This window comes from Shewanella sp. MSW, from assembly GCF_007636515.1.
GTDB classification, from domain to species: Bacteria; Pseudomonadota; Gammaproteobacteria; order Enterobacterales; family Shewanellaceae; genus Shewanella; species Shewanella indica.
Genome location: NZ_LVDR01000002.1, coordinates 52,134 through 63,737, shown reverse-complemented (window position 1 = coordinate 63,737; position 11,604 = coordinate 52,134). Strand labels below are relative to the sequence as shown.

Here is an 11,604-nt window from a genome sequence, read left to right as displayed (position 1 = left end):
TGGCTGGAGATTGCAAACAAAAGTTACTAATGGTAACTTTACGCTTGTTACCATAAGTAACTTAGTCAACCAAGCGTTAGTGGCTGTCGTTTCATGGGTATCCGTTTCAAGGGCATCCGTTTCGAGGACAGGCAAAGCAGCCGACCGGCACAGCTTGGTATTTTTGCCGTTGCGCTTAAGCCGTAAACGGCCAATAACAGCAACAGGAGTTTTAGTGTGGAAAGGTTAACCAAGTGCACTCTGGACAATGCCGATGAACTGGCCAAACCCATATTGCAGGAGATCAAGGCTCGCTACGGAGTGATCCCCAACTTCTATTCAGCCCTGGGCATAGATGGCGCGGTCATGAAGGGCTATCTGGAGTTTGAGGCCAATCTGGAAGAGCACAGTTTGCTGAGCCTGGCCCAGCGGGAGATGATCTCCCTGGCGGTTGCCAACTATAACGGCTGCGAATACTGTGTCAGCGGCCATAGCTTTTCCGGAAAACGTGCCGGACTCAGCCCCGACGCCTGCATCAAGGCGCAGCAAGGCAAGGCCGATAACAGCGAAGATCAACTGCTGCTGGATGTTGCCCTGGCACTGCTGCAACACAGAGGCAAACTGCCGGACTCATTGCTAACGGCCTGTTTGGATGCCGGGTTCAGTGAGGCCAAGGTGATGCAAGTCTGCGCCTGGAGTGGTCTGAATAACTTCAGCAACTGGGTTAACAACACAGTGCAGCCAAAAATCGACTTTCCAAAGGTTCCACTGCAACCCTATACTGAGTAACAAAAGAGAAGCGACAATGCTATGCATTGCCGCTTTTTCAATTTAAATTCAATCAGCTATCTGTGGGGGATACGTGAAGAAGAGAATGCTCAAAGATCAGCGCCGGGAACAGTTGCTCGAAGTTGCCTGTGAGATTGTCCGCGAAGCCGGTACCGATGCGCTGACCTTGAACACCCTGGCTCAAAGAGCCGGAGTAACCAAGCCTTTGACCTATCGTCACTTCGCCACCCGACAAGGATTGTTGGCACAGATGTACCGCCACTACGACAGTCAATTTGTCGAGGCGGTGAAACAAGCCGAAGCGGAGCAAAAAACCTCGCTGGCAGAGCTTTGCACTTTGGTCTGCTGCGCCTATCTGGACTGCGCCGTACGCTGCGGCCCCGAGTATGAGGCGATAGTTGCGGCGCTGCGCGGCTATCCTGAGTATCAGAACATCACTACAGATATTCGCGACTTCTTCACCGATTTCTACAGCGAACTCTTTGCCGATTACATCCAGTTGCCGGCGCCACAAAGTAAACTGCTGTACTGGGCCATCCATGGTGCCATCAATGAAGTCGCCAATGCCGTAGCCTGCGGCCATGCCACACCACAAGAAACAATAACCAGGCTAAGCCAATTACTGCAACGCATGCTCGGCGCCGACGATTGCTGATTCAGGCAAACCTGCATTCAAGCGTTATCTCTGCCCCCTGAGTGCGCCGGCTCAACCAACATCTGAGCCGCTGCTGCGCCAAGGGCGATGCACTGTCCAACCCTGGCTCCAGGTAGACCACCGCGGTCAACACGTTTTGCTTCTCATCCAAACGCCACAGGTGCATCGACTCGACTCTGACCACTTCAGGTCTGGCGGCCAACTGCTCCTGCAACAGTTCCGGGGCCAAGTCAGCCGGAGCCTGCTGCATCAGAATACGCCCGGACTCCGCCAATAGCAGTGCGCCATGGTGGATCACGTAAACAGAGATCAATACAGTGACCAAGAGATCGACCCAATACCATTGGTAAAGGATAATCAGCCCGCTGGCTACCAACACAGCCACTGATGCCATGGCATCCGATACATTATAAACAAAGGCTGCGCGGATATTCATCTTGTCCTTGGCCCCGACACCATAAGTCAACATAGCAGTGCCAATATAGATAATCAAAGCCAGGGCAGCCAGCCAAAACATCAGCAAACCGTCCACAGCCTGCTGACTCCATTGCGGGTTCCAGAAACGCTGCAGAGCCTCATAGACAAGGTACACACCTACCAACGATAAGATTGCCGCATTGATAAAGGTGCCCAGCACTTCGGCGCGTTTATAGCCGTAGCTCATCCCTGGGTGACTGGTTTTCCGACTTAATTTACGGGCAATTAAAGCTATCAAGATTGCTATGGCATCACCGAAGTTATGCAGAGCATCGGCAATCAATGACAAACTACCAGCCCAAATACCACCAAACAACTGCGCCAGAGTGAGTAACATATTGATGATCACCGCCAATCCCAGACGACCGCCATGATCCGGGTTATCTTGGTGGAAGTGCCCCGTATTCTCCAACGCCAGTGCCTGCCATTCTTGAGAAGATTTTTGCATAGCATGTTTCCCTATAAAAGGGGGCATCCCTGCCCAGGCCTACCGCAAAGCGGCAGGCCTTAGACGCAGGCCAGGTAGGCAGTCCGGCCATAACCCAAAGCGGCTCTCATCTTCCACTTTAGGGCGTCACGCTCCAATCTGTACAATGCTTCTCTATCGGAGTAAATCAGCTGTTATTCCAAGGTTTCCAGCTCCTTGTCGCTCTTGAGGTACAGGGCTCGATACAGGGTTGGCAATACCAAGAGAGTCAATGCGGTTGAGCTCAGCAGGCCGCCTATCACCACCACGGCCAGCGGCTTTTGGATCTCACTGCCGGCACCGGTTGACATCAAAATGGGGATCAGCCCCAGCGCCGAAGTCAGTGCCGTCATCAACACAGGGCGCAGTCGGCCGACCGTGCCTTCAAACACCGCCTGTTCCAACGACTCGCCGCTGTTGCGCCTCTGGTTGATTGAATCCACCAGCACCACCCCATTGAGCACCGCCACCCCAAACAGAGTGATAAAGCCGATGGAGCTGGGCACAGATAGATAGGTACCGCTGAGCCAGAGCGCCAACACGCCGCCAATCAACGCCAGTGGCACATTGGCCATGATCAGCGCCACCTGCTTGATGGAGCCAAAGGAGAAGTAAAGCAGCAAGGCGATCAGTGCCACAGAGATGGGCACCACCATACTCAGCCTTTGTTGGGCCCGCTGCTGGTTCTCATATTGGCCGCCCACCATCACGGTATAGCCCGGCGGCAGTTGGGCTTCGGGCACCAGGTTGTAGATATCCTGCACCACGGAACCCATATCCCGGCCGGAGACGTTGGCCTGCACCACGACTCGACGCTGCACATCGTCACGGCGGATATTGGGCGGCGCCATCTCTATGCTGACATCGGCCACTTCGCCCAAACGCACCTGCGCCCCATTGGCAGCTACCAGACGCAGATCGGCTATCGCATCCGGGCTCTGGCGGAAACGGCTGGCCAGACGCAGGTTGATATCGTAACGGGCGTTGCCGTCGATAACCTGGCCGGCGCTGCTGCCGCCTATGCCTGTGCTCACCAGCGACATCACCTCATCGACGCTGATGCCGTAACGTCCCAGCATCGCGTTGTTGGGCCGCACCACCAATTGCGCCTCGCCGGTGATCTGCTCAAGAGACACATCCACGGCGCCGGGCACCTGGGCCACCAATTTCGACAGTTGCTCGCCTTTTTCCGCCAGCACATCGAGATCCGGGCCAAACAGCTTGATGGCCAACTGCGCCTTAACCCCGGACAGGAGTTCATCAACCCGGGTAGCGATCGGCTGGGAAAAGGTCAGCAATAATCCGGGGAAGACACTGAGTTTCTGCTCCATCAAGCGTTGCAGTTCGGCACGGTTTTCGGCCGAAGTCCACTCATCCAAAGGTTTGAGACCGATATAGATTTCAATATTGCTCACCGGCTCAGGGTCACCGCCCAGCTCAGGTGCCCCTATGCGTGACAGGGCATACTCCACCTCAGGGAACTCCAGCAGCAGGGCCTCAAGTTTGGGCGCCACATCCAGAGAGGTCTCCAGGCTCGCGGTGGGTGCCAAGGTGACCCGCAAGTTGATGGTGCCCTCTTCCAGTTCAGGTACAAATTCCGTACCCAACCTTGGCAACAGCGACAGGCTCATGCCCAGCATGACTACCGCCACCAGGCCCACCTTGCCAGGCGAGGTCAACACCTTTTGCAGCAGCGGGCGGTAGACCCGCTCAAGCGGTGCCAATACTGGGCTTTGCCGGAAAGTCACCCCCTTGCGGAACAGATAAACGGCCAGTGCCGGCACCACCAGCAATGCCACCAGCAGCGCCGAGATCATCGCAAGAATGATACTCACCGCCATCGGCTGAAACAGCTTGCCTTCCACCCCTTGCAGGGCAAACAGTGGCGCAAACACCACTATGATGATCGCCGTGGCAAAGAACACCGGGCTGCACACCTCTTTGGCGGCCTGCCATACCCGCATGGCAATCGAGCCTCTGTGTTGGTCTTCTTCGCCATGGTAAGGGGCTTCCTCGCCATCGCTGCGCTGCCGCGCCTGGTCTTGGTGGCGCCTATCCGGCTCACTCAGATGTTTGAAGATGTTCTCCACCATCACCACAGAACCATCCACCAGCATACCTATGGCGATCGCCAAACCACCGAGCGACATCAGGTTGGCCGACATTCCCAGATAGCTCATCACCAGCAATGCCAACAAAATGGAGACTGGAATTGACAGCAATACCAGCAAGGTGGCCCGTACGTTGACCAGGAACAGTGCCAGGATCACCACGATAAACACAAAGGCCAATAACAGGGCATCACGCACTGTGGTCACCGCCTTGGTTACCAAGTCAGCCTGATCGTAGAACACCTCGAAGGTCACCCCCTCGGGCAGCGCCTGGCTGATCAACTGCTCGCGCTCGGCGATATCATCGATAGTCGCCTTGGTGTTGGCGCCCATTCTTTTGAGCACTACCCCGGCAACCACTTCGCCCAAGGCCTTGGCTTCTCCATTGTCGTCCCGACGGGTCATGGTGACGGCGCCGACCCGGATTTCACTGCCAAAGCCCACTTCCGCCAAGTCAGCAACTGTGACCGGCGTGCCCTGGTATTCGCTCACCGGAATGCGGCCTATGGCGTCCAGCCCGGCCTGACCCGCAGGCAACAAACCATAACCACGCACCACGAGTTGCTCCTGACCGTTGGGCATAAACCAGCCGCCGGCATTGCGGTTGTTGGCATTCAGCGCCTGCTCCAGCTGTGACATAGACAAACCGTAAGCCAGCAGCCTATTGGGATCGACCCTGACCTGATACTGACGCACTTCGCCACCGAAAGAGAGCACATCGGTCACGCCACCAACCGGCATCAGCAACAGCTTCACCAGATAGTCATTGAGACTACGCAGCTCATCGGCGCCGATATTACTGTCCGGTTCGGCTCGCAGAATGTACTGATAAATCTGCCCAAGACCCGAGGTGTTGGGGCCGATTTCCGGCACCCCGACTCCATCCGGGATCATCTCCTTGGCGGTGGCCAGCTGTTCAAACACCTGCTGACGAGCAAAGTAGATATCTGTGCCTTCCTCAAACACCACAGTCACTATGGAAAGTCCGGTGCGGGAGAGTGAACGAACTTCTGTCACCGCAGGCAGTGAGTACATGCTGGACTCCACCGGATAAGAGATGAGTTTTTCCACCTCTTCGGCCGCCAGTCCCTCGGCTTCGGTATTGACAGTGACTTGCACATTGGTCACATCGGGAAAGGCATCCAGATTAAGCTTTGGCAGGGCAAACACCCCCACCACCAAAACAACAATCAAGGCCAGCAACACCAGAAAGCGGTTGCGGATAGCCCAATCTATTAACGATTGCAGCATAGTGCTTTCCTCAATGGTTGTGGATGTCGAAGCCAGACTTGGCCAGCTCGGATGCCAGGAAGAAGGCTCCGGCGGTAACAACCCGAGTTCCAGGCTCTATGCCGGATACCAGGTTCATGCCGCGTTCACTGGCCAGCAGTTGCACCTCTTTGGCCTCGAAACCGTCATCATCTTCGATAAACACCTGCCAGTCGCCATCGCCACTCCGGCTCAATGCCGCATCCGGCAACATCACACCTTCACCGCGGGGATCGGGCAAAAACAGTTCGGCAAACTGACCTGCATGCCAACGCACCTGAGTGTTATCCAACCGCGCCAGCACCCGCTCGGTACGGGTCACACTGGACAACTCATGGGAGCGGCCTATCACGCTGGCACTGACACTGCGATCGCCAATCCGCACCAGAGTCTCACTACCTTCACCCAAGCCTTCGGCCTGCGCAGGAGTCAGCTCGGCGGCCACCCACAGCGAGCGCTCATCGGTTAGCTGCAACAGTTGGCTACCGGCGCCGAGCAACTGCCCGAGGCGCGCCTCATCCTGCTGCACCCGGCCATCAATGGGCGCCAACAACTGATATTGACCTATCTCCTGGGGCCGGCTTTCCAGTGCCTTTATCTGTTGATCCGTCATCTGCAATGACTTGAGAATGGCGCGTTTCAGACTGGCATCGACCTGAGTCTGCAACCTACGACTGGCACTGACGGCGCTCTCACTCATGCGGCTAACCCGGCTCCACTCGGCAGCGGCATTGATATAATCGGCCTGAGCCTGGGCCACCGCGGCACCACCCAAGGTCAGCAAAGGATCCCCCGCCTTTACCTCTTGCCCCGGCACCACATGCCGTTCCAACACCCGTACTTCCAGCTGCGGCGTCAGCACCACAGTACGCTCGCGATCCACCAGTAAGGTGGCGTTGGCAACAGCATTGAGGCTAAAGCCACCGACGCTGACCTCTTGGATCTGAATGCCAGCCAGTTGGCGTTGTTCACTTGAGAGCTGCAGCGCCTGATGCTCATCTTCATGTCCATCTTCGGCGGCGACAGTCAAAGGGCTGGACAGCCCCAACATCAGCGCCAGTAAAGCGGCCTGTAGCCGTGGGTATTGTAAAGTCTTGTTCATTGTCCGGTACCTTAGTGTGTATGGGGCTATCATTGGGCATTCTCCTGGGATACGGCTATTTTCGGCAGTGCGCCGGGCAGTTGCCCCGAAGCGCCCATCCACTCGAGCCAACTTTGATAGAGGGCGGCTTCCAGTTCGAGACCGGCCTGAAAACTGCTGGCCAATTGCCGCCGACTGGTCAAATAGTCGCTGGTGCTAAGATCGCCGCTGCGCCAGCGTTGCCCCAAAAGCTCGGCCGCCTTGCGACCGGCCACCAAAGCCTGCTGTTGCCAGTCAAGCCAGCTCTGTTTTAATCTGGGTAAGCTGTAGCTAAACTGCTGTTGCTGTTGTTTAAGTGCCATCTCAATGCTTTGGAACTGGGCGCTGGCGGCGGTAACCGCCTCCATAGCCGCCTTGATCGACTCGCTGTAGTCGTTACGCAGTTGCAGTGGCACAGATACCCCAATCCCCAACTTGTTATCTGAACCTTCTCTCTCGGCACTAAGGCTGATATTGGGGTCAGCCGCTGCTTGAGCCTTGGCTTGATTGACTTGCAGCCGCGCCAACTCAAGTTGCAACCCGGCACTATTCAGTGCCGGCACGGGCGCCTCGGTCGCGGGCAACTCTAGCCGGTCGGCGAAGCTGCCAAAGGGCAGCTCTGCCCGGCCAAAACGCGCCAGAATACGGGTATCGGCATCCAGCAACGCTTTCTGGGCCAAAGCCAGATCACTGATGGCACTGGCCTGTTCCAACTCCATCAGATTCAATTCTGCCTGGGACAAATCACCGACTTCGGCTCTTTGCCTGGCTATCTGCAACTGCTGCTCACCATAATTATTCTGAGCCCGCACAAACATCAGCTTCTTCTTGGCCAGACTCTGATCGACCAGGGCCTGCAATACCTCGGCATACAAGCGGGAACGTTCAATAGCGATATCACTCTTCAGCAACATCAACTGTGTGAGCGCCAATGCACTGGCTGCGGCGCGCTTATCACCCCAGTCAATGGTTTGGCTGAGAGACAGGTTGTAGGTGTCATCTTCCGGTGCATTTTGATAACTCAAGCCCAACTCGGGGTTGTAGATGGCGCGATCGGCGCCCTTTGCCAGATATTGGGCCTCACGGAGTCTGGCTTCCTGCGCCTGAAACTCGGGTAAAGTCGTCATCTGCCGCATCAGCTGCTCAAGCCAAGCCAATGACACTTCGGACTCGGTGCCACCAACAAGATAGGAAGTATCCGGCTTCTCGGCGGCAAACGCCGGTTGCGAGACTAGTGTTCCCAGCCCAAATAGACTCATGGAGACTATAAATTTCAACATAAACTTTCCTTGGGAAAGACCTATATGGCCACGATGAAATCGTGTGACCAAAGGTTAAACCTTAGAGTTAAATCTAAAGTCAATGGTTAACGTTTTGTGTGTTGAGTCGAATACTGATCAGAATGCTGCGGCTATATCAGCCAAAGCGCATGAGATGATTCAAGCTGTTGAAATAAAGCGGTTAAAGGCTCTGACTACAGACAGCTCAAGACAAGCGCCATGGAATACAGGCAAACCATGCCTGGGCACCACAAACACTGAAATCAGTTAATCAAGCTATTGGGGGGCGGTAATCTGGGGTGGAGAAATAGGGTTGGAAAGCGGGCTCCAGACTCTGGGGCCTTGCGTGCATCAAGGGAGTCAGGCTCTGAGCCAGAGTCACCGGCAAAGACAGGTGACCACCATGACATTGACAGTCGAGGCAGAGATCAAACTGTTGGGACTCAGTATGAGAATGCAGATGACTGTGAGTCACTCGGGAAACCTCCATCCCGGATGAAGTCTCTGACTCACAGGTACAATCGATACACTGGCTGATCACTGTGACTTCGGTGACAAACTTGAGATGAGGATGGTTACTCTCTTCCTCGGCCGGATTGCCCAGATGCAACTGATGCGCGCCAAGATTAGCGGCGCAAAATTGCAGCACCACCAAGGCGATAAGCATATGAGTCAGTTTGCGGACAAATACAGTCAAGGATAATTCCGGTTAAGGGTAAAAAATGGCCCGTGCCCAAATAGACCTACAGGCCAAGATAAAGTTCAGTTATTTAAACACACAATGTTTGGCGTAATCGGCCGCTTCATTGGCGCTCCAATCACCCTTGGGCTTTTCATCCATCTGCTTACACCAAGCTTCGCTGCCCACTTCAGGGGCACAAGCACTCAATCCGGCGGCAAAAGCCAGCGCCAAAGATGCAGCAAAAATTTTGGATAATGACATCGAAATTTCCTTATCTGAGTTACTTAATCGCCACAGAATAGCAGAATAACCGGCTTTACCCTATAGGCGGTTTTGACAACTAGCAGGCCGAACGTTTGGCTATCCAACGAATAGCCTCGTCTTTATGTTCCAGCGGATACCAAGCCAGTTCAGCGCTGACAAAGGGCCCCAGCAGACGCACCGCATTGCCGACCCAATCCGGGCCACCGACAAACACCAAGGCATCAAATGGAGGCAGTTGCACTTCACCGGCTCCCGAGAGGGAGGCCATCTCCCAGCCTTCCAACAATACATCTGCCTCTATGTAGAGACAGACCTGGCCCCACTCCTGGCGGTAACTCTTGATGGCGGGACGCAGATATGTGCGGTAATCCTCGGCAGTGATACGGCCACTGGCAAACAAGCTGATCACGCCTTTGGCAATATCCGGAATTTGACACAACATAAGCAAAGCTCCATTGAACCTTCGATACCGGCTTATGGCACGGTATCTGATGACTATGGGTTATCCCGTACAGGAAGTTTAGTCTTACAAGACTCTCCGCACTATGGAGGAAGTAAACGCTTCCATGGGATGGTAATATAGCGACTGCCTCAAAAAACAATTATTTTGCCATGATAAAGATCTCAAACCGTGTCCAAGTTTCAGAAAATGAAATCGAATGGCAATTTGTCCGTTCCAGTGGTGCCGGAGGCCAGCACCTGAATAAAGTCTCCACGGCGGCGCTACTCATCTTCGACATCAAGGCCTCATCGCTGCCGGACTTCTACAAGGAAAAGCTGCTGACCAAGACAGATCACCGCATTACTCAAAGCGGCAAGATCATTATCAAATGCCAACAGAGCCGCAGCCAGGACGCCAACCGCCAGACAGCCTTACAACAGTTTATCGAACTGGTTGCTTCGGTCGGCGAAGTAACCAAGAAACGTATTCCCACCAAGGCCACCCGCGCCAGCCAAAGGCGCCGGGTCGACAGCAAAAAGCAACGCGGTGAAGTGAAATCGCTGCGGCAGAATAAGATCCGCTTCTGATAAGACCAGTCTTGCCGCCGGAATAGACAATAATTGCTGGCAACTGAAAGGAATGTGCAGCGATTGTGCGGCTATTGGTCGACAAATTCGACAGCTTTTGCTGAAATCAGGGAGGCACAAATTCAGGTGCGAACTCTCCCTTAAGGCAAGGAAAACAATATGAGCAGTCAGGCAAAAATACTCTTGGTGAATGGCCCCAATCTCAACCTGCTTGGTCGCAGAGAGCCGGAACATTACGGCCAGCGGACGCTGGAGCAACTGGTGCAGGGATTGCAGGACAAGGCGCTTGCCGCCGGAGTAAAACTGGAGCATATTCAGTCCAATGCCGAATACCAGCTCATAGAAGCTATCCACAACACAGATGCCGGTTTTGTGATCATCAACCCGGCCGCCTTTACCCACACCAGCGTGGCACTCAGAGATGCCCTGCTGGGGGTCGCCATTCCTTTCATTGAAGTGCACCTTTCCAATGTGCATGCCAGGGAGCCGTTTCGCCATCATTCCTTCTTTTCCGACAAGGCCAAAGGAGTGATAGTGGGACTGGGGCCAAAGGGTTATGAATTTGCCCTGGAAGCCGCCATAGAGGCGCTCAAACAAGGCTGAGCAAAGGAAGGTCCTGTCACCCTTTAGTACTGAGAATGACGATGGACATACGTAAAATCAAAAAACTGATCGAATTGGTGCAGGAATCCGGCATCAATGAGCTGGAAATCACTGAAGGCCAGGAAGCCGTGCGTATCCGCCGTTTTGGCCCACAACAACCCCAAGCCTGTTTCAGTATTGGTAATGACAGCGTGCAAGTGTTGGCGCCTGTCGCCGGCACCTTTTTACGCAGCGCCGGCAACCATGGCGTCCCCTTGGTGGAATTGGGCACAGAAGTTGAGCCGGGCACAGTACTGGGCTATGTGCAAACCATGAAATCCCTCAATCCGGTCAAGGCAGAACAGAGCGGCACGGTGAAAGCCATACTGGCAGAAAACGGTGAAGCGGTAGGGCTACAGCAAACCCTGTTTGTGCTCGATTAAACTCTCAGTTTAACTTCACCCCATATTGCGACTGAGTTGGCGTCGCTGCGTATATAAGGACTCCAACTGAGAGCTGATCTCCAACAATTGCTGCCGCTGCAGTTGCTGAGATTCGCTCAAGGCCCCGACGGACAGCTCGGCTGCCAACTTGGGGGCCAAATGCAGTATCTGCTGCTCGGCCTGAGTGATTGATTCTTGCTGTACTTCCTTGATAAACAAGAGCCTGAAACAATCAAAAAATACAGATAACAGTAGACCATCATCTATCTGTGTTTGGCTAAAGCGGGGATCATCGGGCCGATAACTGATGGCCGCTACCAGGTTACACAGGGTGGTCAAAGAGGTAGCCCCACCGGATAACTCGCAAACCGCAGGACGGGTTGCCAGGGCCTTAGCCAAATGCTCTGCAAATTCGGCCTTCTGCCACTGAGCTCCCAAAGCATGAATAACACTCACCC

13 protein-coding genes are annotated in these 11,604 nt (G+C 54.6%); 5 read left to right on the top strand and 8 right to left on the bottom strand.

All coding sequences use genetic code 11. The annotated features are described in order from the left end of the window. The first annotated feature begins 216 nt into the window (after nucleotides 1-216). Nucleotides 217-768, top strand: a complete 552-nt coding sequence (locus AYI96_RS01925; protein WP_052248157.1) for a carboxymuconolactone decarboxylase family protein — start codon at nucleotides 217-219, stop codon at nucleotides 766-768. Between the two features lie 73 nt (nucleotides 769-841). After that, nucleotides 842-1,423, top strand: a complete 582-nt coding sequence (locus tag AYI96_RS01920; RefSeq protein ID WP_143078327.1) for a TetR/AcrR family transcriptional regulator — start codon at nucleotides 842-844, stop codon at nucleotides 1,421-1,423. Between the two features lies 1 nt (nucleotide 1,424). Here AYI96_RS01920 and AYI96_RS01915 read toward each other — a convergent pair whose 3' ends face one another. The 7 genes from AYI96_RS01915 to AYI96_RS01885 form a co-directional block, all read right to left on the bottom strand. Then, nucleotides 1,425-2,348, bottom strand: coding sequence for a cation diffusion facilitator family transporter (locus tag AYI96_RS01915; RefSeq protein ID WP_082014308.1), 924 nt, complete (start codon nucleotides 2,346-2,348; stop codon nucleotides 1,425-1,427). A 173-nt stretch (nucleotides 2,349-2,521) separates the two neighbouring features. Continuing rightward, nucleotides 2,522-5,728: an efflux RND transporter permease subunit gene (locus AYI96_RS01910; RefSeq protein WP_039034817.1), complete on the bottom strand. Its 3,207-nt coding sequence runs from the start codon at nucleotides 5,726-5,728 to the stop codon at nucleotides 2,522-2,524. 10 nt (nucleotides 5,729-5,738) lie between these two features. Then, a complete protein-coding gene (locus AYI96_RS01905; protein WP_224866486.1) occupies nucleotides 5,739-6,797 on the bottom strand; it encodes an efflux RND transporter periplasmic adaptor subunit in 1,059 nt (352 codons plus the stop codon). Nucleotides 6,798-6,877: 80 nt separating this feature from the next. After that, a complete protein-coding gene (locus AYI96_RS01900) occupies nucleotides 6,878-8,146 on the bottom strand; it encodes a TolC family protein (RefSeq protein WP_039034818.1) in 1,269 nt (422 codons plus the stop codon). Between the two features lie 271 nt (nucleotides 8,147-8,417). Then, nucleotides 8,418-8,813 carry a hypothetical protein gene (locus AYI96_RS01895; RefSeq protein WP_405130434.1) on the bottom strand — a complete coding sequence of 132 codons (396 nt, stop codon included), beginning with the start codon at nucleotides 8,811-8,813 and terminating at the stop codon, nucleotides 8,418-8,420. A gap of 99 nt (nucleotides 8,814-8,912) precedes the next feature. After that, nucleotides 8,913-9,089, bottom strand: coding sequence for a DUF3012 domain-containing protein (locus tag AYI96_RS01890; RefSeq protein ID WP_039034819.1), 177 nt, complete (start codon nucleotides 9,087-9,089; stop codon nucleotides 8,913-8,915). Between the two features lie 79 nt (nucleotides 9,090-9,168). Then, nucleotides 9,169-9,534: an STAS/SEC14 domain-containing protein gene (locus tag AYI96_RS01885; protein WP_025009267.1), complete on the bottom strand. Its 366-nt coding sequence runs from the start codon at nucleotides 9,532-9,534 to the stop codon at nucleotides 9,169-9,171. Nucleotides 9,535-9,704: 170 nt separating this feature from the next. Here AYI96_RS01885 and arfB point away from each other — a divergent pair, with 170 nt between their 5' ends. From arfB to AYI96_RS01870, 3 genes are all read left to right on the top strand, one after another. After that, entirely contained in the window at nucleotides 9,705-10,121 is a 417-nt protein-coding gene (gene arfB / locus AYI96_RS01880) for an alternative ribosome rescue aminoacyl-tRNA hydrolase ArfB (RefSeq protein ID WP_144360885.1), read from the top strand. A 159-nt stretch (nucleotides 10,122-10,280) separates the two neighbouring features. Then, the gene (gene aroQ, locus AYI96_RS01875; protein ID WP_039034821.1) at nucleotides 10,281-10,724 is read left to right on the top strand and encodes a type II 3-dehydroquinate dehydratase; all 444 of its coding nucleotides are present in this window, start codon (nucleotides 10,281-10,283) and stop codon (nucleotides 10,722-10,724) included. Nucleotides 10,725-10,765: 41 nt separating this feature from the next. Beyond that, entirely contained in the window at nucleotides 10,766-11,146 is a 381-nt protein-coding gene (locus AYI96_RS01870) for an acetyl-CoA carboxylase biotin carboxyl carrier protein (RefSeq protein ID WP_144360884.1), read from the top strand. 15 nt (nucleotides 11,147-11,161) lie between these two features. Here the strand turns inward: AYI96_RS01870 and AYI96_RS01865 are convergent, their stop codons facing one another. After that, the gene (locus AYI96_RS01865) at nucleotides 11,162-11,602 is read right to left on the bottom strand and encodes a hypothetical protein (protein ID WP_039034823.1); all 441 of its coding nucleotides are present in this window, start codon (nucleotides 11,600-11,602) and stop codon (nucleotides 11,162-11,164) included. Nucleotides 11,603-11,604: the final 2 nt, after the last annotated feature.

Coding starts and splice junctions, on each gene's coding strand:
- arfB (WP_144360885.1), top strand. CDS start 9,705: ATGATAAAGATCTCAAACCGTGTCCAAGTTTCAGAAAATGAAATCGAA.
- aroQ (WP_039034821.1), top strand. CDS start 10,281: ATGAGCAGTCAGGCAAAAATACTCTTGGTGAATGGCCCCAATCTCAAC.
- AYI96_RS01915 (WP_082014308.1), bottom strand. CDS start 2,348: ATGCAAAAATCTTCTCAAGAATGGCAGGCACTGGCGTTGGAGAATACG.
- AYI96_RS01900 (WP_039034818.1), bottom strand. CDS start 8,146: ATGTTGAAATTTATAGTCTCCATGAGTCTATTTGGGCTGGGAACACTA.
- AYI96_RS01905 (WP_224866486.1), bottom strand. CDS start 6,797: ATGTTGGGGCTGTCCAGCCCTTTGACTGTCGCCGCCGAAGATGGACAT.
- AYI96_RS01910 (WP_039034817.1), bottom strand. CDS start 5,728: ATGCTGCAATCGTTAATAGATTGGGCTATCCGCAACCGCTTTCTGGTG.
- AYI96_RS01890 (WP_039034819.1), bottom strand. CDS start 9,089: ATGTCATTATCCAAAATTTTTGCTGCATCTTTGGCGCTGGCTTTTGCC.
- AYI96_RS01885 (WP_025009267.1), bottom strand. CDS start 9,534: ATGTTGTGTCAAATTCCGGATATTGCCAAAGGCGTGATCAGCTTGTTT.
- AYI96_RS01870 (WP_144360884.1), top strand. CDS start 10,766: ATGGACATACGTAAAATCAAAAAACTGATCGAATTGGTGCAGGAATCC.
- AYI96_RS01895 (WP_405130434.1), bottom strand. CDS start 8,813: ATGCTTATCGCCTTGGTGGTGCTGCAATTTTGCGCCGCTAATCTTGGC.